Here is a 24,171-nt window from a genome sequence, read left to right as displayed (position 1 = left end):
GCTTAAGCGACCGTCAGGGCAGAAATCACCAGATCGCAACTGCGCTGGGCATACGCCGTCAGCACTACGCGAATCTGAGGAAAATCACGAGCCAGCACGGCAGCGAGCAAGCGTTCGAACAGCTCGAGGAACTCGCTCATCGAGGCCTTGCGCTGATCCAGCGCGAGGAAATACGCACGGCTCATGGCTGGCTGCAGATTCTCGACGGTTTCCTGCAAGTACGGGTTGTTGGCGAACGGATACGCGGCGCGCATCACACTGAAGCTGTCGTCGACGAACGTGCGGATGTCCTGGCGTTCGTAGCTGTCGGTCAGGCGCTGCTGGATCTGCACGAACGGCGCCATGTCGGCCTGGACTTGCCAGCCGCTGGCCACGGCGTTGCCGAGCAGAATGTACAACTCGCTCATTAACGTGCACAGGCTCTGCACCTTGTGCGCCGTGAGTTCGGTCACATGGGCGCCACGTCGCGGCAAAATCGCGATCAGGTGGCGGCGCTCGAGAATCAGCAAGGCCTCACGGACCGAACCGCGGCTGACATTGAGGGCCAGCGTGACCTTCTGTTCCTGGATGCGCTCCCCCGGCTTCATTTCGCCGCGAATGATACGTTCGGCGAGGTGGTGAGCGATTTGCTCGGCGAGGCTGTCCGGCGCCTTGAACGTCATGGTTGTCCTTCAAACTCTTCGATCTGCACAAGCGGCGCAGTGTAGCGCAATTGATGGGTCATGGCGGAGTGCCCACCCAGCGGTTTTTGGCACGATTCACGCAAAAGGCAAGCTATCCCGCGAGGGTCAATAATGAATGAACGAGTCGTTGATCGACAAAATGCTATTTCCTGACCTTTAAGTCAGAAAATCATTGACCGAAAAGTCAGACCTGATAAATTCGGCTCATGTCGGTTAACAACAATAATGAGTTTGCGAGGCCTTCCGTGATCCAGTTTTTACTAAACCAGGAACTCCGTAGCGAGCACGCCCTGGACCCGAACCTGACCGTGCTCAATTACCTGCGCGAACATGTCGGCAAACCCGGCACCAAAGAAGGCTGCGCCAGCGGCGACTGTGGCGCCTGCACCGTGGTGGTCGGCGAGTTGCAGACGGACGACGATGGCCGCGAACACATTCGCTATCGCAGCCTCAACTCGTGCCTGACGTTCGTCTCCTCCTTGCACGGCAAGCAACTGATCAGCGTCGAAGACCTCAAGCACCAAGGCGAGCTGCACAGCGTGCAAAAAGCCATGGTCGAGTGCCACGGCTCGCAGTGCGGCTTCTGCACCCCGGGTTTCGTGATGTCGCTGTTCGCGCTGCAAAAGAACAGCTACGAGCCCGACGCCCATAAAGCCCACGAAGCACTAGCCGGCAACCTCTGCCGCTGCACCGGTTATCGGCCGATCCTGGCCGCCGCCGAACAATCCTGCTGCGGTAAACAACCGGACCAGTTCGATGCGCGAGAAGCGGACACCATCGCTCGCCTGAAAGCCATCGCCCCTACCGACATCGGCGAACTCAACAGTGGCGACAAACGCTGCCTGGTGCCGCTGACCGTGGCCGATCTGGCCGACCTCTACGACGCTTATCCACAGGCTCGCCTGCTGGCCGGTGGCACCGACCTGGCGCTGGAAGTCACGCAATTCCACCGTACCTTGCCGGTGATGATCTACGTCGGCAACGTTGCCGAAATGAAACGCATCGAACGTTTCGACGATCGACTGGAAATCGGCGCCGCCACTGCCCTCTCCGACTGCTACGACGCCTTGAAGGCCGAGTACCCGGACTTCGGCGAATTGCTGCAACGCTTCGCTTCCTTGCAGATCCGCAATCAGGGCACCCTCGGCGGCAACATCGGCAACGCCTCGCCGATCGGTGACTCACCACCGCTGCTGATCGCCCTCGGCGCCCAGATTGTCCTGTGCAAAGGCGAAACCCGCCGCACCCTGTTGCTGGAAGATTACTTCATCGATTACCGGGTGACCGCGCGTCAGGAAAGCGAGTTCATCGAAAAGATCATCGTGCCGCGGGCCAGCGTTGAACAACTGTTCCGCGCCTACAAGGTTTCGAAGCGTCTGGACGATGACATTTCCGCGGTCTGTGCCGCCTTCAACCTGCGTATAGACAATGGCGTGATCGCCGACGCCCGGATCGCCTTCGGCGGCATGGCGGCTATCCCGAAACGCGCGAAAAACTGCGAAACCGCACTGGTTGGCGCGCCGTTCAACAACGCCACCCTCGAACGCGCCTGCGCCGCACTGGCCGAAGATTTCACACCGCTCTCGGACTTCCGCGCCAGCAAGGAATATCGCCTGCTCAGCGCGCAAAACCTGCTGCGTAAATACTTCATCGAACTGCAAACACCGCACATCGAGACTCGGGTGACCGCTTATGTCTAATCATCACGCTGTAGAGAAGACCCAAGCCGAACTGGCTGAATTGTTCGCCAAGGACCTGACCACCGGTGTCGGCCGCAGCGTCAAGCACGACAGTGCCGACAAGCATGTGTCCGGTGAAGCGCAGTACATCGACGATCGGCTGGAATTCCCCAATCAGCTGCACGTTTACGCACGGCTGTCGGACCGCGCCCACGCGAAAATCATCAGCATCGACACCCAGCCCTGCTACGCCTTCGAAGGCGTGCGCATCGCCATTACCCACGAAGATGTGCCAGGCCTGAAAGACATCGGCCCACTGTTGCCGGGCGACCCGTTGCTGGCCATCGATGACGTGCAGTTCGTCGGTCAACCGGTACTGGCCGTGGCGGCGAAAGACCTGGAAACCGCGCGCAAAGCGGCCATGGCCGCGATCATCGAATACGAAGATCTCGAACCTGTATTGGACGTGGTCGAAGCCCTGCGCAAACGTCACTTTGTGCTCGACAGTCATACCCATCAGCGCGGCGATTCGGCCACTGCTTTGGCCACTGCTGAACATCGCATCCAGGGCACACTGCACATCGGCGGCCAGGAACACTTTTATCTGGAAACCCAGATCTCTTCGGTGATGCCGACCGAAGACGGCGGCATGATCGTTTACTGCTCGACCCAGAACCCTACCGAAGTACAGAAACTGGTGGCGGAAGTGCTGGACGTGTCGATGAACAAAATCGTCGTCGACATGCGCCGCATGGGCGGTGGTTTCGGCGGCAAGGAAACTCAAGCGGCAAGCCCGGCATGCCTGTGCGCGGTGATTGCGCACCTGACTGGTCAGCCGACCAAAATGCGCCTGCCGCGGGTCGAAGACATGCTGATGACCGGCAAGCGTCACCCCTTCTACGTCGAGTACGACGTGGGCTTCGACAGCACCGGCCGCCTGCACGGCATTGCGCTGGAACTGGCCGGCAATTGCGGTTGCTCACCGGATTTGTCGGCATCGATTGTCGACCGCGCGATGTTCCATGCCGACAACTCGTATTACCTGGGCGACGCAACCATCAACGGTCACCGTTGCAAGACCAATACCGCGTCGAACACCGCTTACCGTGGTTTCGGCGGCCCACAAGGCATGGTCGCCATCGAAGAAGTGATGGACGCGATCGCCCGCCATCTGGGCCTCGATCCGCTGGCGGTGCGCAAGGCCAACTACTATGGCAAGACCGAGCGCAACATCACTCATTACTACCAGACCGTCGAGCACAACATGCTCGAGGAAATGACCGCCGAACTGGAAGAAAGCAGCCAGTACGCTGAACGCCGCGAAGCGATTCGTCGCTACAACGCCAACAGCCCGATCCTGAAAAAAGGCCTGGCGCTGACCCCGGTGAAATTCGGCATTTCCTTCACCGCCAGTTTCCTTAACCAAGCCGGTGCACTGATCCACATTTACACCGACGGCAGCATCCATCTGAACCACGGCGGCACCGAAATGGGCCAGGGGCTGAACACCAAGGTTGCGCAAGTCGTGGCTGAAGTGTTTCAGGTGGAAATGGACCGCGTGCAGATCACCGCGACCAACACTGACAAGGTACCGAACACTTCGCCAACCGCGGCTTCGAGCGGCGCCGATCTCAATGGTAAAGCCGCGCAAAACGCAGCGGAAATCATCAAGAAACGCCTGGTGGAGTTCGCCGCGCGGCAATACAAAGTCAGCGAAGAAGACGTGGAATTCCACAACGGTCACGTGCGGGTTCGCGATCACATCCTGACCTTTGAATCGCTGATCCAGCAGGCGTATTTCGCCCAGGTGTCGCTGTCGAGCACCGGCTTCTACAAGACCCCGAAAATCTACTACGACCGCAGCCAGGCCCGTGGTCGGCCGTTCTACTACTACGCCTTCGGTGCGGCCTGCGCCGAGGTGATCGTCGATACCCTGACCGGCGAATACAAGATGCTGCGCACCGACATCCTTCACGACGTCGGCGACTCGCTGAACCCGGCGATCGACATCGGTCAGGTCGAGGGTGGTTTCATCCAGGGCATGGGTTGGCTGACCATGGAAGAACTGGTGTGGAACGACAAAGGCAAACTGATGACCAACGGCCCGGCCAGCTACAAGATCCCGGCGGTGGCGGACATGCCATTGGACCTGCGGGTGAAGCTGGTGGAAAACCGCAAGAACCCGGAAGACACGGTGTTCCATTCCAAGGCCGTGGGTGAGCCGCCGTTCATGCTCGGTATCGCCGCGTGGTGCGCGATCAAGGACGCCGTGGCCAGTTTGGGCGACTACCAGCATCAACCGAAAATCGACGCACCGGCGACCCCGGAGCGGGTGTTGTGGGGCTGTGAGCAGATGCGCCAGTTGAAAGTGGCGAAGGCTGTTGCGATCGAAACCGAGTTGGCTCCGCTGTAAAACCGGGTCGCGGCCATCGCAGGCAAGCCAGCTCCCACAGGTACGATGCAATCCTTGTGGGAGCGTGGCTTGCCCGCGATGAGGCCCGAACAGACAACAATGTTGTAGGGGTGAAAACATGTACAACTGGATCGACGCCCTCGCCGACCTGCAAACCCGGGGTGAACCCTGTGTGTTGGTGACCATCATTGAAGAGCTCGGCTCGACACCGCGTAATGCCGGCTCGAAGATGGTCATCAGCGCCACGCAAACGTTCGACACCATCGGTGGCGGGCATCTGGAATACAAGGCCATGCAGATCGGCCGCGAGATGCTGGCCAGCGGCCGACAGGACACCCATCTGGAGCGCTTCAGCCTCGGCGCCAGCCTGGGCCAGTGCTGCGGCGGTGTGACCGTATTGCTATTCGAACCGATGGGGCAGGTCCAGGCGCAGATTGCCGTGTTCGGCGCCGGCCACGTCGGTCGGGCTCTGGTACCGCTGCTCGCCAGCCTGCCCTGCCGGGTGCGCTGGATCGACGCGCGGGAAGATGAATTCCCTGAACAGATTCCCCACGGCGTACGCAAAATCGTCACCGAAGAACCGCTGGACGAAGTCGACGACCTGCCCGCCGGCAGCTACTGCATCGTCATGACCCACAATCATCAGCTCGACCTTGAACTCACTGCCGCGATCCTCAAGCGCAACGACTTCGCCTACTTCGGCCTGATCGGTTCGAAGACCAAACGGGTGAAGTTCGAACACCGTCTGCGCGACCGCGGTTTCGACAGCAACGTACTGCAACGCATGCGCTGCCCGATGGGCATCGGCGAAGTCAAAGGCAAGTTGCCTGTGGAAATCGCCATCTCCATCGCCGGCGAAATCATCGCCACCTATAACGCGAATTTCGGCCAGCACACCGCCAGCGCCGGATCATCGATCGCCAAGCTGCTGCCTGCTTCGCGCCGCAGCCAAGCTTTGAACCAAAATTGAGAACCCCCATGCCTCTGACTCGCAAAGCCTACCGCGCCGCCCTCCTGCACAGCATCGCCGATCCCGCCGAAGTGGGTATCGAAGCCTCCTACGAGTATTTCGAAGACGGCCTGCTGGTGGTCGATAACGGCCAGATCAGCGCCATCGGCCACGCCAGCGAATTGCTGCCGACCCTGCCGGCCGACATCGAGATCACCCATTATCAAGACGCGCTGATCACTCCGGGCTTCATCGATACCCACATCCACTTGCCGCAAACCGGCATGGTCGGCGCCTATGGCGAACAGCTGCTGGATTGGCTGAACACCTACACCTTCCCGTGCGAAAGCCAGTTCGCCGACAAGGCCCACGCGGATGAAGTCGCGGATATCTTCATCAAGGAATTGTTGCGCAACGGCACCACCACTGCTTTGGTGTTCGGCAGCGTGCATCCGCAGTCGGTGAACTCGTTTTTCGAGGCAGCCGAACAGTTGGACCTGCGAATGATCGCCGGCAAGGTAATGATGGACCGCAACGCGCCGGACTACCTGACCGACACCGCCGAATCGAGCTACGTCGAAAGCAAGGCGCTGATCGAGCGCTGGCATGGCAAGGGCCGCCTGCACTATGCGGTCACCCCACGCTTCGCCCCGACCAGTACCCCGGAACAGCTGACCCTCGCCGGCCAGTTGCTGAGTGAGTATCCGGATCTGTACATGCAGACCCACATCAGCGAAAACCTCAAGGAAGTCGAGTGGGTCAAGGCGCTGTTCCCGGAGCGCAAGGGCTACCTGGACGTCTACGATCACTACCAACTGCTCGGCGAGCGCTCGGTGTTCGCCCACGGCGTGCACCTGTGCGACGACGAATGCGCGCGACTGGCGCAAACCGGCTCGGCGATTGCGTTCTGCCCGACCTCGAACCTGTTCCTCGGCAGCGGTTTGTTCAATCTGCCGATGGCCGAGAAGCACAAACTCAATGTCGGCCTCGGTACTGACGTCGGCGGCGGCACCAGTTTCTCGCTGCTGCAAACCCTGAACGAAGCCTACAAAGTCATGCAACTGCAAGGCGCGCGACTAAGCCCGTTCAAGTCGCTGTACCTGGCCACCCTTGGCGGCGCCCGCGCCCTGCGCCTGGAAGACAAGATCGGTACCCTGCAACCGGGCAGCGACGCGGACTTCCTGGTGCTGGACTACAACGCCACGCCACTGCTCAGCTATCGCCTTAAGCAGGCCAATAACATTGCCGAGACGTTGTTTGTGTTGATGACGCTGGGGGATGACCGGACGGTTCTGCAGACGTATGCGGCGGGGAATCTGGTGCATCAGCGCTAGTTTTCTCCAGGCATAAAAAATCCCCCGTAGCCGTACAGCCCGGGGGATTTTTATTGCCTGTCAGAAAGCCATCGCGGGCAAGCCCGCGATGGGCGCAACACGGTCTGACTTAAAGCTTGGCTGTTGAACGCCCAGGCTTCTTGGTCTGCAACAAATGCGAAAACACCGCATGCAAATCATCCGACGCGCTTTCTTCGTCGAGGTTGAGTTTGCTGTCGATGTGGTCCATGTGATGCATCATCAGATCCACCGCCAGCGTCGCGTCCCGCGCTTCGATCGCGTCGATCAACTGGGTGTGTTCATCATACGAACAGTGGGAACGGTTGCCACTCTCGTACTGGGCGATGATCAACGAAGTCTGGGACACCAGGCTGCGCTGGAAGCTGATCAGCGGCGCGTTTTTTGCCGCTTCGGCCAGTTTCAAATGGAACTCGCCGGACAGACGGATACCGGCACCACGATCGCCACGGGAAAAGCTGTCGCGCTCGTCGTTAACCATCTGCCGCAATTCGAGAAGTTGCTCGGCGGTGGCGTGCTGAACCGCCAATTCAGTAATCGCCCGCTCCACCAGACGCCGCGCCAGAAACACCTGACGGGCCTCTTCGACACTCGGGCTGGCGACGACAGCACCGCGATTCGGTCGCAGTAATACCACGCCTTCATGGGCCAGACGCGACAAGGCGCGGCGAATGATGGTGCGGCTGACCCCGAAAATTTCCCCCAGCGCTTCTTCGCTCAACTTGGTGCCGGGCGCCAGACGCTGTTCGAGGATAGCCTCGAAGATATGCGCGTAGACAATATCGTCCTGGGTACCGCTGCGGCCGGCTTTGCCTGCTCGCGGTTGTTTCTTGAGGGGTTGCAACTGTTCGTTCATGGGCACTCGAGTCGGGAGAACTGCGGCGAATTGACCGTGACTGTAATACGGCACAGTGGGTCGCTGGCAAGTATCGCGTAAAAAACACCGCGATTGTACACAATGGACGGTGGCAACACGACTGTACGGCTGTTTGTCGCCCTCGCTGTATTGCAACGACCGGTTACTTTTCAGTTTAGGCTTGAACGCAGAATCCGCAGCCTGAACGCAAACCCTGTGGGAGCGTGGCTTGCCCGCGAAGGCGCCGTGTCATTCAGCATTTATGTCGACTGACACTACGCCTTCGCGGGCAAGCCACGCTCCCACAGGGTTCAGCGTTGCTACGGACATCTTTATCAGACAAGGAACACCGCTGTCATGACCGACGCCACGCACACGCAGCTTCGCCCCCTGACTGACACGTCACCCTCGGCCATCGTCGCCGGGTTCATCGCCATGATGACCGGCTACACCAGTTCACTGGTGCTGATGTTCCAGGCCGGGCAAGCAGCGGGGCTGACTAGCGGGCAGATTTCGTCGTGGATCTGGGCGATCTCCATTGGCATGGCGGTGTGCTCGATCGGCTTGTCCCTGCGCTACCGCACCCCGATTACCATCGCCTGGTCGACCCCCGGCGCCGCGCTGCTGATTACCAGCCTGGGCGGTGTCAGTTATGGCGAGGCCATCGGCGCCTACATCACGTGCGCAGTGCTGGTGACCATTTGCGGCCTGACCGGCAGCTTCGAACGGCTGGTGAAAAAAATTCCGGCCTCATTGGCGGCGGCATTGCTGGCGGGGATTCTGTTCAAGATCGGCAGCGAGATTTTCGTCGCCGCTCAGCACCGCACTGCGCTGGTGCTGGGAATGTTCTTCACGTGTCTGGTGGTTAAACGCCTGTCGCCGCGCTACGCGGTGCTGGCCGCGCTGTTGATTGGCACTGCGCTGTCGGGGTTTATGGGGTTGCTGGATTTCAGTGGCTTCCACCTGGAAGTCGCAACGCCGGTCTGGACCACGCCGCATTTTTCCCTGGCCGCGACCATCAGCATCGGCATTCCGCTGTTCGTGGTGGCGATGACCTCGCAGAACATGCCGGGCATCGCCGTATTGCGCGCCGATGGCTACAACGTGCCGGCCTCGCCACTGATCACCACCACTGGCATAGCCTCATTGCTGTTGGCGCCGTTCGGCTCCCATGGGATCAACCTGGCTGCCATCAGCGCGGCGATCTGCACCGGGCCGCATGCCCATGAAGATCGCAACAAGCGCTACACCGCAGCCGTCTGGTGCGGGATTTTCTACGGGATTGCCGGGGTGTTCGGCGCGACGCTGGCGGCGTTGTTTGCTGCGTTGCCTAAAGAGCTGGTGCTGTCGATTGCCGCGCTGGCGCTGTTCGGCTCGATCATCAATGGGTTGAGCATTGCCATGGCGCAAGTGCAGGAACGGGAAGCGGCGTTGATTACCTTTATGGTGACGGCGTCGGGGCTGACGCTGTTTTCCATCGGTTCGGCGTTTTGGGGGATTGTGGCGGGGGTGGTTACGTTGATGATCTTGAATTGGCGCAAGGCCTGAGGGCCTGTAGTGGTTCAGCGTGATCGTTGGAGCGAGGCTTGCCCGCGAAGGCATCCCCGAGACCGACATCGCGAGCCAAGCCATGCGCCGACAAAAAGCAGGCATAAAAAAACGGCGACCCTTGGGTCGCCGTTTTTTAGAACATCAAGCTACCGGATTGATCGGCTTTTCCGGGTACCAGACGTCGATCAGCGGGCTGACGGTTGCTTCGGTCAGTTCGCTGCGGCCTTTGAGCCAGGCTTCAACAGCGGCACGCTGCTCTTCGGAGACCGAGCCACGCTTCTGCAGGCACACCAGACCGAAGTCGTCGCCGCCAACATAGCCCAGACCGTTAGCTTCCATGGCTTCTTTCAGGAACGCGTCGAGGAAAGCATCAATGGCTTCATCAGCCAAATCTTCTTTGAAATCCAGGTTCAGTTCGAAACCCAGCTCTTGAAATTCATCGACGCACAGTTTTTTGCGCAGACGCTGGGAACGGTTAGTCGCCATTGGAACAATCCTCATAAGTAATAACGGGCCGCACTTTAGCAGTTTAAGGCGCCGATTGCCCGCCTCGGAACAGCGCTACGCCTACCGTCGGTAAAAAAATAGCGGATTAGACGACCGGAGTACGGCACAAGCCGTTACACCTTGGGGCATAATGCCGACACTTTCATGACCGCTGAGGGAATTTATCTCCATGCCCTCGTCTTTTCCCCCTCGGCTGTAGGGTTTTATTTCAGATGATCACATCTTTGCGTCCATTGCTGCTGGCCAGCCTTCTTCTGCCCCTGGCCCTCCCCGTTTCCGCCGCTTCGATCAACACCGCCCTGTCGCCCAACGTCGAAAAGGCCCTCAAGGCCAGCAAACTGCAGGACAGCGCCCTGTCGCTGGTGATGATCCCGCTCAACGGCCCGGGCACCCCAACCATTCATAACGCGGATGTTTCGGTTAACCCGGCCTCGACCATGAAGCTGGTGACCACGTATGCCGCGCTGGAAATGCTCGGCCCTAACCATCAGTGGAAAACCGAGTTCTACACCGACGGCACCCTCAGCGGTGGCATCCTCAACGGCAACCTCTACCTCAAGGGTGGCGGCGATCCGAAGCTGAACATGGAAAAACTCTGGCTGCTGATGCGCGACTTGCGCGCCAACGGCGTGACCCAGATCACCGGCGACCTGGTGCTGGACCGCGGCTTCTTCGTGCAACCGCAACTGCCCGAATTCAACGACGACGGCAATGACGAGAACAAACCGTTCCTGGTCAAACCCGACGCGCTGCTGGTCAACCTCAAGGCCCTGCGCTTCGTGGCCCGCAACGACTCGGGCAAGGTCCTGGTGTCGGTCGAGCCGCCGATTGCCAGCATCCGCATCGACAATCAGGTCAAGGCGCTCAACTCCAAGCAATGCACCGGTGGCGTGCGTTATAACCCGGTGCCCCAGGCTGATGGCAGCGTCACCGTGACCGTTGGCGGTCAGTTGGGCGAAGGCTGCAGTTCCCAGACCTACCTGTCGCTGCTCGATCACGCGACCTACACCGCCGGCGCTGTGCGGGCGATCTGGAAGGAATTGGGCGGCAGCATCCAGGGCCAGGATCGTCTGGCACCGACGCCGAGCAACGCCAAGGTACTGGCCCGGGCCTATTCGCCAGACCTGGCGGAAATCATTCGCGACATCAACAAATACAGTAACAACACCATGGCTCAGCAGTTGTTCCTGAGCCTGGGTCAGAAGTTCCGCACTGATGCCGACGGTGACGACGCCAAGGCAGCCCAACGCGTGGTGCGTCAGTGGCTGGCAAGGAAAGGCATCACCGCGCCGCACCTGGTGATGGAGAACGGCTCCGGCCTGTCCCGCGCCGAGCGAGTGAGTGCGCGTGAAATGGCCGCGATGCTGCAAGCTGCCTGGCGCAGCCCGTATTCCGCCGAGTTCATCAGCTCGATGCCGATTGCCGGCACCGACGGCACCATGCGCAAACGCCTGAAGACCACCGCGATGCGCGGTGAAGCCCACGTCAAGACCGGCACCCTGAACACCGTGCGTGCCATCTCCGGTTACAGTCGCGACGTCAATGGCAATACCTGGGCGGTGGTGGCGATCCTCAATGACAAGGCACCGTTTGGCGCTTCCTCGGTGCTGGATCAGGTGCTGCTGGACCTGTATCGCCAGCCGAAATTGCCGGAAACGGCTTCGGTGTTGTAACTCCCAACCTGATCGTTCCCACGCTCTGCGTGGGAATGCTGCCAGTGACGCTCCGCGTCCCTGCCGAAGCGGACGCGGAGCGTCCATTGAGGCATTCCCACGCAGAGCGTGGGAACGATCATCTTGGCTGGGTTAACTCATCTGCCCCTCAACCCGATCCCTTCCCGCCTGCTTCGCCGCATACACCCCTGAGTCAGCCCGCAACAGCAGCGCATCCGCGCCCTCTCCGGCCCGCCAGCTGGCAATCCCGAAACTCGCGGTGACGATCCCGACCTCGTCGATCGGCGCACTGCGCAACCCTTGCCACAACTCCACGGCCAGCACCTGAGCCTGTTCGCCGTCGATATCCGGACAGAGCACCATGAACTCTTCGCCGCCCAGGCGACAAAACACATCAGTGCGCCGCAGGCGACCGCCAATGCGCTCGCACACGGCCTGCAATACCCGATCACCCACGGCATGACCGTGCTGATCGTTGATGCGTTTGAAGTGATCGATGTCGAGCATGATCACCGATAACTCGCCACCGCCGCGCTCGACCCGGGCCATTTCGGTGGTCAGGCGCTCCTGGAAGTAGCGACGGTTATGGATCCCGGTCAGGGAGTCGGTCACCGACAGTGCACGCAATTCCTCTTCCACACGCTTGAGATCGGAGATGTCCGAAATGTAGCCATGCCACAGCACACCGCCACCGGGCAGTTCCTCCGGCGTCGCTTCACCGCGGACCCAGCGCAGACCGCGCAGGGGCAATTGCACGCGGTACTCTTCACGCCAGGGGCTGAGGGTGTCCGCCGAGGCCAGGATCGAAGCGCGGACCCGACGCGTGTCCTGAGGATGAATCCGCGCAAACACCGCTTCGGCGTTGAGCAACAGCACGTCCGGCTCGAGTTCGTAGATATCGCGCATTCCGTCGCTGGCGTAGATCACGCTGAAGCGCCCATCGAATTCCATCTTGAACTGGTAAATCCCGCCGGGCACATGGGCACTGAGTTTTTTCAACAACAAGTCCCGTGCCGCCAGGGCTTCGTGGACGCGCTTGCGCTCGGTGATGTCGATACAGATCGCCAGGTGCCCGACCCACAAGCCTTGCTCGTCGAGGACCGGGGTCGCCAGCATGTTCACCGTCAAATGAGTGCCGTCGTGGCGCACCAGTGTCCACTCCCGGGCTTCGTGACCGCCCTCTTCCCCGCCTTCGACCAGCATCGCCTGACACCTCGGGATTGGCTTGCCATAGCGCGCGCTCAACTCCGCAGAGCGCGCTTCGAGCTCCCGGGGCAGGTGCAGATTTTCCAGGGTCATATGGCCCACGACCTGAGCACTGAAGTAACCGAGCATCTGCTCTGCGCCAGCGTTGAAGGTGCTGATGATTCCGCGCAGGTCGGTGGCGATGATCGCCACCTGAGTCGCGGCATCCAGCACACCACGCAACTGGCCATGCGTGCCGCGCAACTCTTGTTCACGGTCGTGAAGTTCCTGGGTCCGCAGCTCCACCATTTTCAGCGCCCGCTGCCGCTGGCTGACCAGCACATAGAGAAACACACTGAGCAGCAGGCTGAGCAAACTGCCGAGCACCACCAGGCTGGCCACCGAGGAATGGTTGGCTTTCAGGAACGCGGCGCTGGGGCGCATATCCACTTGATAATCATGGTCGGCCAGACGTAGCAAACGCGTGGAGGACAAGTCACTGGCCCCCGCCGTGTTGGTCGACTCGTACAACACTTCGTGTTGATCATCGGTGGACAAGTCGAGGATACGCACCGAGAGAGAGTCATGATTCTCTTCCGGCAGACCGTCCGCCAACAGCTGGTGCATGCTGATCACCGCCATGACATACCCGTCGGGCGCGGCGTTCGGCAGGTCCTGATGGATGACGGGCGCTACCAGCAACACGCCTCGCGAATAGGCGGGCTCGATGCCTACCAGATGCAACGGTTGCGACACGGCCATGCGGCCATTGCGATCGGCCCGTTCCAGGGTCGAACGACGCAGCGCTTGGGCCAGCAGGTCGTACCCCAGCGGCGTGGGCAATCGGCTTTGGGTTTGGGTGTAGAGCACCGGTACGTATTCGTCCCGTTCCGTGGCCAGTTGCAACTGGCCGTCGGCGGTGAGTTCGCGAAAGGTGAAACCGCTCAAGCCTTCTTCTCTCACCACGCGTTCAAGCAGGGGACGTTCGGCGCGGGAAACCCGAGGGGCCCAGGAATAGGCTAGGGTGCGCCGCAAAAGAGGTTTGGCGTAACCGTCGAATTCCTCGCGGGACACCGATTCGGAATTGACGAAGAACCGACGCAGCCCGTCGAGGCGCTGCTCCTGATCTTCGAAACGTTCTTCGATACGGCTGTAACGTTCACTGGCAAGCAGCTGGAAACGTTGCCGCAATTGCATATGAAATTGATTGAACGTCGCCCAGGCCAACAATCCCGTGAGAATCCCGCCAACGAGCAATACCAGCAGCGCGACCAGCCAGGCCGAAACATCTTCGCGGATAAAACCCAGGATCTTGGGGCGCACGGCGTGTAACGACATAAACGCAACTCATAACGCCAGGTGCCGGAAAGCCCATTGGCCATGGGTTGAGTTATAGCTATTAGCCACTAATTTGACCAGCACTGAAAGAACCCAAGAGCCTTTGAAAATCAAGGCTCTGTGGATCCAATCAGGCTCAAGTGTCAGCGAGCAGTGATCTTCCAGGCACGGTGGATCTTGCCATTACGGGCGAAATCGGGATCGATGGTCTGGGCCGTGATTTCTTCAACGGCATAACGCTCGGTGAGGTTTTCCTCGAGCTGGAACTTGCGGAAGTTGTTGGAGAAATACAACACCCCGCCCGGTGCCAGACGCGCCATGGCCAGGTCGATCAACTGCACCTGATCACGCTGCACGTCGAAGATCCCTTCCATGCGCTTGGAGTTAGAGAAGGTCGGCGGGTCGATGAAGATCAGGTCGTACTCGTCACGGCAGGCATCGAGCCAAGCCATTACATCGCCCTGCTCCAGACGGTTCTTGTCGGAGAAACCGTTCAGCGACAGGTTGCGACGCGCCCAATCCAGATACGTTTTCGACAGGTCGACGCTGGTGGTGCTGCGCGCGCCACCCTTGGCGGCATGGACACTGGCGGTCGCGGTGTAGCAATACAGGTTGAGGAAGCGCTTGCCCGCCGCCTCTTTTTGAATCCGCATGCGCATCGGCCGGTGGTCGAGGAACAGCCCGGTGTCGAGGTAGTCGGTGAGGTTCACCAATAGCTTCACGCCGCCTTCGTTGACCTCATTGAACTTGCCCTGTGCGCTCTGGCGTTCGTACTGCTTGGTGCCGCTCTGACGCTCGCGACGCTTGACCACCACGCGGTTCTTGTCGATGTTCAACGCTTGCGGGATTGCCGCCAGGGCATCGAACATCCGCGCCGAGGCTTTTTCCGGGTCGATGGATTTTGGTGCGGCGTATTCCTGGACGTGGACCCAATCGTGATACAGGTCGATGGCCATGGAATATTCTGGCATGTCGGCATCGTAGACGCGGTAGCAGTCGATGCCTTCACGCTTGACCCACTTGCCCAGCGCCTTGAGGTTTTTTTGCAGACGGTTGGCAAACATCTGCCCGCCTTCGCTCAAGCGCGGTTGCTCGATCACCACCGGGGCCGGTTTGATCGGGTTGCCGTTCTTGTTGTACTTCTCGTACTTGCCAGGTGCTACGTCGTTGTCTGCGACTTCGACTTCGGCCTGTTCGCGCTCGATCTGGCGCTGTTCCGGGGTGCGACGCTCACCGGTGACGAACTGGTCTGGCGTGACCTTGATCAGCAGCAATTTGCACGGCAAGGCGCCGTTCCAGAACGAGTACTGCTTATGGCTGCGGATGCCCATGCGCTTGCCCAGGTCCGGGGCGCCGGTGAACACCGCCGCTTCCCAGTTCAGGCAGGCCTGACGCAGACGTTCGCCGAGGTTCTGGTAGAGGTAGAGCAGGCTCGCCTCATCGCCCAGACGCTCGCCGTACGGAGGGTTGCAGATCACCAGGCCTTTCTGGTTCTGGTCCGGGCGCGGCTCGAACGTCGCGACTTCGCCCTGATAGATTTTGATCCACTCACTCAGGCCGGCACGTTCGACGTTATTGCGGCCCGGTTGAATCAGGCGCGGGTCAGCTTCGTAACCGCGAATCCACAGCGGTGGCTTGGCCAGACCGGCCGCGGCGCGTTCGGTGGCTTCTTCGTGGAGCTTTTTCCACAGCGCCGGCACGTGACCGAGCCAGGCGGTGAAGCCCCACTGCTCGCGACGCAGGTTCGGCGCCATGTCGGCGGCGATCATCGCGGCTTCGACCAGGAACGTACCGACACCGCACATCGGGTCAGCCAGGGCGCCGCCCTCGGCGGCAATTCGTGGCCAGCCGGAACGGATCAGAATCGCCGCCGCGAGGTTTTCCTTCAGCGGCGCGGCGCCCTGCTGCAAGCGATAACCACGCTGGTGCAGGCTGTGACCGGACAGGTCGAGGGACAAAATCGCTTCGCCACGGTCCAGACGCAGGTGAATGCGCAGGTCCGGGTTGAGCTTGTCGATAGACGGACGATCGCCCTGCGGGGTGCGCAGTTTGTCGACGATCGCATCCTTGACCTTCAAGGCGCCGAAGTGCGTGTTATCAATGCCCGAACCGTGACCGCTGAATTCGACCGCCAGGGTGCCATCGTTGAGCATGTGATCTTGCCACTCGATATCCAGCACGCCGTGGTAGAGGTCTTCGGCATCCTTCATCGGGAAGCGCTTGAGCACCAGCAGCACGCGGTTCGCCAGGCGCGACCACAGGCACAGGCGATAAGCGGTTTCCATGGTGGCCATGCCGCGCACAGCCGAGGTGTGCTCACGTGCTTCCTCAAGGCCAAGCCCGACGGCTTCCTCGATGAGCAGGCCTTCAAGGCCTTTTGGGCAAGTGAGGAAGAGTTCGAAACGATCGGACATGGTAGTTCCAGAGCCTTTAGCTAAGTGAACCGGCAACGCATTGCCGATCCGGTTTTCAATCAGGCGTTTTTCTAACAGAACGCCCGCGTGGCACGAAAGTGTGCCGTCCCACCCTGACTGCTCGGGTTAAAAGAGCTTAGATGCCAGGGCAGATAAAAAAGTTGATGCAACAAAATGTCATAAGTCGACCCTTCGTCGAATAGTCCCCAGGTGAACGGGTGTCATTCTCGTTAAAGGCCTCACCCCTCTCACCCCGCGCAGGGCCGATCATACCGGGCTTTGGCCAATAAACACGGGACAAATATCGTGTTACTTATGGCCATAACATCTTTATGGTTACGTTCTTATGACAAAACGATCATTCCCTCGATGTGACGCATTGGTTAGAACTCAACTCAGGTTGACGTCGCAACGGCGTCAACACCTTGGCTCGCGACGCCGGCAGCGAGCCGCCAACGGCAGGATTTTTCTGCCTGACCTCGATTGAGGTCGACGCGATAAATACAGTCAACAAGTGAGGGCAACACCCTATGAGAAGACTTAAGCGTGATCCGTTGGAAAGAGCATTTTTGCGCGGATATCAATATGGCGTTGGTGGTAAATCCCGTGAGCTTTGCCCTTTTACTCTACCGTCGGTACGCCAAGCCTGGATCAATGGCTGGCGAGAAGGACGCGGCGACAACTGGGACGGTATGACCGGCACTGCGGGAATCCACAGACTCAACGAACTTCACGCCGTCGGCTAATACAGGGCACACACTCCGACACGACAATCTGATTACGCAACGACTTAACCACGCACGTCCCATCCGGACGGCGGGCTTCGGCCCAGGGGCTCCTTCGAGGAGCCCTTTTTTATTCCTGTAAATATGGCGGCGGGGCTTTTTGTGGCGAGGGAGCTTGCTCCCGCTGGGCTGCGAAGCGGCCCCAAAAACCAATCAACTCGGTGTATCTGGTAAAACGCGATTGCAGGATTTACGACTGCTTCGCAGCCCAGCGGGAGCAAGCTCCCTCGCCACAAAAAGCCCCCCATCGACATCAGCCTCTAGCGCAGGGCCGCGATGGCGTCTACCGATTCACGAATCAACGCCGGGCCTTTATAGATAAAGCCCGAATAGATCTGCACCAAACTGGCACCCGCTGCGATTTTCTCAGCCGCGTGCTTGCCTTCGGTGATACCGCCCACGGCGATGATCGGCAAGCGACCGGCCAGTTCCGCCGCCAGCACCTTCACCGTATGAGTGCTCTTGTCGCGAACCGGTGCGCCGGACAGACCGCCCGCCTCGTCACCATGCTCCAGGCCTTCGACACCGACGCGACTCAGGGTGGTGTTGGTGGCGATCACCGCATCCATCCCGGTTTCGATCAACGCCTGGGCGACTTGAGCGGTTTCTTCATCGGTCATGTCCGGCGCGATCTTGATCGCCAGCGGTACATGTTTGCCGTGGCGCAGGGCCAGTTCCGCCCGGCGGGTGGCCAGGTCGGCGAGCAATTGCTTGAGCGAATCACCGAATTGCAGGCTGCGCAGGCCCGGGGTGTTCGGCGAGCTGACGTTGACCGTGACGTAGCTGGCGTGGGCGTAAACCTTGTCCAGGCAAATCAGGTAGTCGTCGACCGCGCGCTCAACCGGCGTATCGAAGTTCTTGCCGATGTTGATGCCCAGCACACCCTTGTATTTGGCCGCCGCCACGCGAGCGAGCAAGTGATCGACGCCGAGGTTGTTGAAGCCCATGCGGTTGATGATCGCCTCGGCCTCCGGCAAGCGGAAAATCCGTGGTTTCGGGTTGCCCGGTTGCGGACGCGGCGTGATGGTGCCGATTTCGACGAAACCGAAACCCAATTGGGCAAACCCATCGATCGCTGCGCCGTTTTTGTCCAGTCCGGCTGCCAAACCCACCGGGTTCGGGAACTCCAGGCCCATGACCGTCACCGGCAGTTTCGCCGGCGCCTTGCACAGCAAGCCGTTAAGGCCCAAACGCCCGCCCGCGCCGATCAGGTCCAGGGACAGATCGTGGGAGGTTTCCGGGGAAAGTTTGAACAACAGCTGACGGGCCAGGGTGTACATGGGCAGGCTTGACTCGGTTGGCGATGAGAGGCGGCGATTATAGCCGCGCATCAGGGCTTCACGCGAGGCGCGCAACAAAATCAGCCAGCGATGGCATATGCCTTGCACCGTCACCGGCATCAGCACTCATGCCAACGGCGGGATGAGTGGAAGGACAATGGCGTCGTCACCCGGCTTTGCCCACGCAAAGGCCTGGGACGACGCTTTTTTTTGGAAGGTGCGAAATCGATGAACGAACCATCAGCCGGCCCACTGGCCTGGGTCAATGGCAGCGATGCCCCGGAAAAAACCGCAATCAACCTCGGCTTCATGGCCCTGAGCGACTGCGCCTCAGTGGTGGTCGCGGCCACTCAGGGCTTTGCCCAACCCTACGGCCTGACCCTGAACCTCAAGCGCCAATCGTCCTGGGCCAACCTGCGAGACAAACTGGTCAGCGGCGAACTCGACGCCGCCCACAGCCTGTACGGCCTGATTTACGCCGTGCACCTGGGCATCGGCGGCGTAGCCTCCACCGACATGGCCGTGCTCATGGGCCTGAACCAGAATGGCCAGAGCATCAACCTCTCCCACGGTTTGCAGGCCCAGGGCGTGACCAGTCCTGAAGCACTTCACCTGCACGTGCACCAAAGTCGCCCAAAACTGACCTTCGCCCAGACATTTCCTACGGGTACCCACGCCATGTGGCTGTATTACTGGCTCGCGAGTCAGGGCATTCATCCATTGCAGGATGTCGACAGCGTGGTGGTGCCGCCGCCGCAAATGGTCGCGCACCTGCAAGCCGGGCGCATCGACGGATTCTGCGTCGGTGAACCGTGGGCCGCCAGTGCAGTGCAGCAGAATCTCGGTTTTACGATGGCCACCAGCCAGACCCTCTGGCCCGATCACCCGGAAAAGGTCCTCGGCTGCACCCGCGCCTTTGTCGAGCAATACCCCAACACCGCACGGGCCTTGGTGATGGCGATCCTCGAAGCCAGCCGATTCATCGAAGCCAGCCGCGAAAATCGCCGCAGCACCGCGCAACTGTTGAGTGCGCCTGAGTATCTGGATGCACCGCTCGATTGCATCGAACCGCGCTTGCTCGGTGACTACGCCGACGGTTTGGGTAATCGCTGGCAAGACCCGCACGCCATGCGTTTCCACGGTAATGGCGAGGTCAATTTTCCGTATTTGTCCGACGGTATGTGGTTCATGACCCAGTTCCGGCGCTGGGGTTTGTTGCGTGACGACCCGGATTACCTCGGCGTGGCCCGCCAGGTCCAGCAACTAGACTTATACCGTGAGGCCGCCACCGCTGTCGGTGTGCCCATCCGGAGTCAGGAAATGCGCAGCAGTCAACTGATCGACGGCAAAGTCTGGGACGGCTCGGACCCGGTCGGCTATGCCCGCAGCTTCACGCTGCACGCCATGAGCGACAGCGCTCCCCTTCTCGCCAGCCGCTGACAGGAGCCTGCGAATATGTTGCGTATCCTGCTGATCAACGACACTGCGAAAAAAGTCGGGCGCCTGAAAGCGGCTCTGACCGAAGCCGGGTTCGAGGTCATCGACGAGTCCGGCCTGACCATTGACCTGCCCGCGCGCGTCGAAACGGTGCGTCCGGACGTGATTCTGATCGATACCGAGTCACCGAGCCGCGATGTGATGGAGCAAGTGGTGCTGGTGACCCGTGACCAACCACGACCGATTGTGATGTTCACCGACGAGCACGACCCCGACGTGATGCGCCGGGCGATCAAGTCCGGCGTCAGTGCCTACATCGTCGAAGGCATTCACGCACAACGCTTGCAGCCGATTCTCGACGTGGCCATGGCGCGCTTTGAAAGCGACCAGGCCCTGCGCGCGCAACTGCACGCCCGCGACCAGCAACTGGCCGAACGCAAGCGCATCGAGCTGGCCAAGGGGCTGCTGATGAAAATGAAGGACTGCAACGAAGAAGAGGCCTACACCCTGATGCGCCGCCAGGCCATGAGCCGCCAGCAGAAGCTGATACAGGTGGCGGAGCAGATCATTGCCATGAGTGAACTGCTTGGCTGAAGCCTTGCGGAGCCTGTGCTGACGACTCGATCTCACTTGTTGGCACAGATCTCGCTAAGTAAATCCCTGCAAGGTAACCAACGGCGGTTGCCCCACCTACGACAAAGACGTCGCTCACCTCATTCGCCCCCTTGGCGGATCGGGTAGCGGCGTTTTTCCGTTTTGGCCCCAGAGACCGGGGCTGGTGGTGCGGCCGTTGTGGCGCCCCACCTGCAAGCTCATGACTCCTTCTTGATACGCCTGACAGCTGAGGTGCGCGATGAATTCAAGCTTCTGGAAATCCGGCCATACCCCGACACTGTTCGCAGCCTTCCTCTATTTCGATCTGAGCTTCATGGTCTGGTACCTGCTCGGCCCAATGGCGGTGCAGATCGCCGCTGACCTGCAGCTGACCACCCAACAGCGCGGTCTGATGGTGGCCACGCCGATTCTGGCCGGCGCCGTATTGCGCTTTGCGATGGGCCTGCTGGCTGATCGCCTGTCGCCAAAAACCGCCGGGATAATCGGCCAGGTGATCGTCATCTGCGCCCTGTTCGTCGCCTGGAAAGTCGGCATTCACACTTACGAGCAAGCGCTGTTGCTGGGCCTGTTCCTCGGCATGGCCGGTGCGTCCTTCGCCGTCGCCCTGCCGTTGGCCTCGCAATGGTATCCGCCCCAGCACCAAGGCAAAGCCATGGGCATCGCCGGTGCCGGCAACTCAGGCACCGTGCTCGCTGCGCTGATCGCCCCAGTGCTGGCTGCCGCATTTGGCTGGAGCAATGTGTTCGGCTTCGCCCTGATCCCCCTGATCCTGACCCTGATCGTCTTCTACTGGTTGGCCAAGAATGCGCCTGAGCGCCCGAAAGCCAAGTCCATGTCCGACTACTTGAAGGCCTTGGGTGACCGCGACAGCTGGTGGTTCATGTTTTTCTACAGCGTGACCTTCGGTGGCTTCATCGGTCTGGCCAGCGCCCTGCCCGGCTACTTCAACGACCAATACGGCCTGAGCCCAGTGACCGCCGGCTACTACACTGCGGCTTGTGTGTTCGGTGGCAGCCTGATGCGTCCGTTGGGCGGCGCGCTGGCGGATCGCTTCGGCGGGATTCGCACCTTGCTGGCGATGTACACCGTGGCAGCGATCTGCATTGCGACAGTGGGTTTCAATCTGCCGAGTTCCTACGCCGCGTTGGCGCTTTTCGTCTGCACCATGCTCGGTTTGGGTGCAGGCAACGGTGCGGTATTCCAGTTGGTCCCGCAGCGTTTTCGTCGGGAGATCGGTGTGATGACCGGCCTGATCGGCATGGCCGGCGGCATCGGTGGCTTCGCACTGGCGGCTGGTATGGGCGCGATCAAGCAAAGCACCGGCAGCTATCAACTGGCCTTGTGGTTGTTTGCCAGCCTCGGCGTACTTGCCTGGTTCGGTCTGCACGGCGTAAAACGTCGCTGGAGAACCACTTGGGGTTCGGCAGCCGTCACCGCTGCACGGGTGTGAGGACTGAATGAGCCTGCAACTGAGTTTTGCCGAACACAGCGCCATCGGCCCCCGCGAGGAGAACCAGGACGCTCTGCGCCTGGTCACTCCGGCCCCGGCGCTGGCGGCAAGCAAGGGTTACCTGTTCGCCATCGCCGATGGCGTCAGCCAATGTGCCGACGGCGGGCTCGCCGCCCGTTCGACCTTGCAGGCCTTGGCGCTGGACTACTACGCCACCCCGGAAACCTGGGGTGTCGCCCAGGCATTGGACCGTCTGCTACTGGCGCAAAATCGCTGGTTGCAGGCTAACGGCGGCGGGCAACCGCTGCTGACCACAGTCAGTGCCTTGGTGATGCGCGGCAGGCGTTTCACCTTGGCGCATGTCGGCGATTGCCGGGTTTATCGCTGGCACGCCGACACGCTGCAACGGGTGAGCGAGGATCACGTCTGGGACCAGCCGGGCATGCAACATGTGCTTAAACGGGCCCTGGGACTGGATCAGCATCTGGTACTGGATTTTCTGGATGGCGAACTGCGCCTGAACGAGAGCTTCGTGCTGCTCAGCGACGGCATCTGGGCCGTGCTGGGCGACACGGCCATTGCGGCGATTCTGCGCGATCAACCTGATCTGGACAGTGCTGCGCAGACGTTGGTCAGCGCTGCGCACCTGGCCGGCAGTCAGGACAACGCCAGCGCCCTGCTGGTGCGGGTCGATGCCCTCGGTGAAACCAGCATTGGCGACGCGCTTATTCATCTACAGCAATGGCCACTCCCGCCTGCGCTGAAGCCGGGCCAGACCTTCGAAGGCTGGCAGGTCGAGGGAATACTCGGCCAGAGCCAGCAATCGCTGCTTTATCGGGTACGCGACGCACAACAACAACCCTGGCTGCTGAAAACCTTGCCCGGTGCGCTCCGTGACGATCACCAGGCCGGGCAGGCATTGTTGTCGGAGGAATGGTTTCTCAAGCGTGTGGCCGGGCGGCATTTTCCTGAAGTCCATACCGCCAGTCAGCGTCAGCATTTGTACTACGTGATGCGTGAATATTCCGGATCTACCTTGGCTGAGTTGCATGAGCGTGTCGCAACGCTGCCGCTGGCTCAATGGCTGGATCTGGCCGAACGCCTGCTGCGGGCCGTCGGCATCTTGCATCGACGGCAAATTCTGCATCGCGATATCAAACCGGAGAACCTGCTGCTGGGGGACGACGGCGAGTTGCGCTTGCTGGATTTCGGCCTCGCCTACTGCCCCGGGCTGTCCGAAGATCAAGCTTGCGCCCTGCCCGGAACGCCCAGCTATATCGCGCCGGAAGCCTTTCGCGGCGACCCGCCGACACCCCAACAGGATTTGTATGCCGTCGGCGTGACCTTGTACTACCTGCTGACCGGGCATTATCCCTACGGCGAAATCGAAGCGTTCCAGCGCCCTCGGTTTGGTGTGCCTGTCAGTGCCAGTCGCTACCGGCCCGACCTGCCGGAGTGGATCGCGCAAAGTCTGGAGCGGGCGGTGGCGGTGGCTCCGGATCAGCGTTTTGAAACGGCCGAGGAATGGTTGCTGGTGCTGGAACAAGGGGAACGTCGCAGTTTGAGCGTGCGCCCCAGACCGTTGCTGGAACGCGAACCGTTGAAGGTCTGGCGGACATTGGCACTGGTGTCATTGCTGGTGAATTTAGTGCTGCTGTTTTTGTTGTTTCACGGTTAAAAGATCAAAAGATCGCAGCCTGCGGCAGCTCCTTCGGGTGCCCACGATCTCCTGCGGGAGCTGCCGTAGGCTGCGATCTTTTGACTTTTTTGCTTCAAAACCGGGCATAGCGCATTGAACCGGTGCACGAAAACACCCTTCTCCCACGCTGAGAGCCGATAAATTCGGCATATGTCCGACTTGGCACAACCACTGCATTACCTTTCCCAACATACATAAAGCCCAACCTTCAACGTAGAAGGCTGCGCTGCCCGAGAGAACGGGACAAGGACAAAGGCGTCCTCGCTAGTTAACTGGCGGGACGCCTTTTTTTGTTTGCGCAAAAT

The 24,171-nt window shown here is 60.4% G+C and carries 17 protein-coding genes; 11 read left to right on the top strand and 6 right to left on the bottom strand.

Features of this window, described 5'->3' with window-relative positions:
• Positions 1-2: 2 nt before the first annotated feature.
• A complete protein-coding gene (locus PSH88_RS10400) occupies positions 3-662 on the bottom strand; it encodes a GntR family transcriptional regulator (RefSeq protein ID WP_305426136.1) in 660 nt (219 codons plus the stop codon).
• A 266-nt stretch (positions 663-928) separates the two neighbouring features.
• On the opposite strand from PSH88_RS10400, the gene xdhA reads away from it, so the two are divergent.
• The 4 genes from xdhA to guaD all read left to right on the top strand — a co-directional run bounded on the left by xdhA (position 929) and on the right by guaD (position 7,058).
• Positions 929-2,383: a xanthine dehydrogenase small subunit gene (gene xdhA / locus PSH88_RS10395; RefSeq protein ID WP_305426135.1), complete on the top strand. Its 1,455-nt coding sequence runs from the start codon at positions 929-931 to the stop codon at positions 2,381-2,383.
• Entirely contained in the window at positions 2,376-4,775 is a 2,400-nt protein-coding gene (gene xdhB, locus PSH88_RS10390) for a xanthine dehydrogenase molybdopterin binding subunit (protein WP_305426134.1), read from the top strand. The genes xdhA and xdhB overlap by 8 nt, the downstream gene beginning before the upstream one ends.
• 118 nt (positions 4,776-4,893) lie before the next feature.
• Complete coding sequence (gene xdhC / locus PSH88_RS10385; RefSeq protein ID WP_305426133.1) at positions 4,894-5,745, top strand: xanthine dehydrogenase accessory protein XdhC; 852 nt, start codon at positions 4,894-4,896, stop codon at positions 5,743-5,745.
• Between the two features lie 8 nt (positions 5,746-5,753).
• On the top strand, positions 5,754-7,058 hold the full coding sequence (gene guaD / locus PSH88_RS10380; RefSeq protein ID WP_305426132.1) for a guanine deaminase: 1,305 nt from the start codon (positions 5,754-5,756) through the stop codon (positions 7,056-7,058).
• A gap of 109 nt (positions 7,059-7,167) precedes the next feature.
• On the opposite strand, the gene PSH88_RS10375 is transcribed toward guaD, so the two are convergent.
• The gene (locus PSH88_RS10375) at positions 7,168-7,932 is read right to left on the bottom strand and encodes a GntR family transcriptional regulator (protein WP_305426131.1); all 765 of its coding nucleotides are present in this window, start codon (positions 7,930-7,932) and stop codon (positions 7,168-7,170) included.
• Between the two features lie 357 nt (positions 7,933-8,289).
• On the opposite strand from PSH88_RS10375, the gene PSH88_RS10370 reads away from it, so the two are divergent.
• On the top strand, positions 8,290-9,480 hold the full coding sequence (locus PSH88_RS10370; RefSeq protein WP_305426130.1) for a benzoate/H(+) symporter BenE family transporter: 1,191 nt from the start codon (positions 8,290-8,292) through the stop codon (positions 9,478-9,480).
• A gap of 144 nt (positions 9,481-9,624) precedes the next feature.
• Here PSH88_RS10370 and PSH88_RS10365 read toward each other — a convergent pair whose 3' ends face one another.
• Positions 9,625-9,969 (bottom strand): YggL family protein, encoded by a 345-nt coding sequence (locus PSH88_RS10365; RefSeq protein WP_007896965.1) that lies wholly within the window; start codon positions 9,967-9,969, stop codon positions 9,625-9,627.
• A gap of 233 nt (positions 9,970-10,202) precedes the next feature.
• On the opposite strand from PSH88_RS10365, the gene dacB reads away from it, so the two are divergent.
• A complete protein-coding gene (gene dacB, locus PSH88_RS10360; protein WP_305426129.1) occupies positions 10,203-11,663 on the top strand; it encodes a D-alanyl-D-alanine carboxypeptidase/D-alanyl-D-alanine endopeptidase in 1,461 nt (486 codons plus the stop codon).
• 132 nt (positions 11,664-11,795) lie between these two features.
• On the opposite strand, the gene PSH88_RS10355 is transcribed toward dacB, so the two are convergent.
• Together PSH88_RS10355 and rlmKL are read right to left on the bottom strand one after the other, a co-directional pair.
• On the bottom strand, positions 11,796-14,186 hold the full coding sequence (locus PSH88_RS10355; protein ID WP_305426128.1) for a sensor domain-containing diguanylate cyclase: 2,391 nt from the start codon (positions 14,184-14,186) through the stop codon (positions 11,796-11,798).
• A 143-nt stretch (positions 14,187-14,329) separates the two neighbouring features.
• The gene (gene rlmKL / locus PSH88_RS10350; RefSeq protein WP_305426127.1) at positions 14,330-16,600 is read right to left on the bottom strand and encodes a bifunctional 23S rRNA (guanine(2069)-N(7))-methyltransferase RlmK/23S rRNA (guanine(2445)-N(2))-methyltransferase RlmL; all 2,271 of its coding nucleotides are present in this window, start codon (positions 16,598-16,600) and stop codon (positions 14,330-14,332) included.
• 530 nt (positions 16,601-17,130) lie between these two features.
• Between rlmKL and rmf the strand changes: the two genes are divergently transcribed.
• Positions 17,131-17,346: a ribosome modulation factor gene (gene rmf / locus PSH88_RS10345; protein ID WP_003223300.1), complete on the top strand. Its 216-nt coding sequence runs from the start codon at positions 17,131-17,133 to the stop codon at positions 17,344-17,346.
• 299 nt (positions 17,347-17,645) lie between these two features.
• Here the strand turns inward: rmf and PSH88_RS10340 are convergent, their stop codons facing one another.
• Entirely contained in the window at positions 17,646-18,665 is a 1,020-nt protein-coding gene (locus PSH88_RS10340; RefSeq protein WP_305426966.1) for a quinone-dependent dihydroorotate dehydrogenase, read from the bottom strand.
• A gap of 228 nt (positions 18,666-18,893) precedes the next feature.
• Here PSH88_RS10340 and PSH88_RS10335 point away from each other — a divergent pair, with 228 nt between their 5' ends.
• The 4 genes from PSH88_RS10335 to PSH88_RS10320 all read left to right on the top strand — a co-directional run bounded on the left by PSH88_RS10335 (position 18,894) and on the right by PSH88_RS10320 (position 23,845).
• Complete coding sequence (locus tag PSH88_RS10335) at positions 18,894-20,105, top strand: CmpA/NrtA family ABC transporter substrate-binding protein (RefSeq protein ID WP_305426126.1); 1,212 nt, start codon at positions 18,894-18,896, stop codon at positions 20,103-20,105.
• Positions 20,106-20,120: 15 nt separating this feature from the next.
• The gene (locus tag PSH88_RS10330) at positions 20,121-20,696 is read left to right on the top strand and encodes an ANTAR domain-containing response regulator (protein WP_008006986.1); all 576 of its coding nucleotides are present in this window, start codon (positions 20,121-20,123) and stop codon (positions 20,694-20,696) included.
• 259 nt (positions 20,697-20,955) lie between these two features.
• Complete coding sequence (locus PSH88_RS10325; RefSeq protein ID WP_305426125.1) at positions 20,956-22,167, top strand: nitrate/nitrite transporter; 1,212 nt, start codon at positions 20,956-20,958, stop codon at positions 22,165-22,167.
• 7 nt (positions 22,168-22,174) lie between these two features.
• On the top strand, positions 22,175-23,845 hold the full coding sequence (locus tag PSH88_RS10320; RefSeq protein ID WP_305426124.1) for a bifunctional protein-serine/threonine kinase/phosphatase: 1,671 nt from the start codon (positions 22,175-22,177) through the stop codon (positions 23,843-23,845).
• Positions 23,846-24,171 lie beyond the last annotated feature (326 nt).

The organism is Pseudomonas wuhanensis, assembly GCF_030687395.1.
Lineage (GTDB): Bacteria > Pseudomonadota > Gammaproteobacteria > Pseudomonadales > Pseudomonadaceae > Aquipseudomonas > Aquipseudomonas wuhanensis.
The sequence above is the reverse complement of the archived record's forward strand: the minus strand, read 5'-3'. Positions and strand labels throughout refer to the sequence as shown.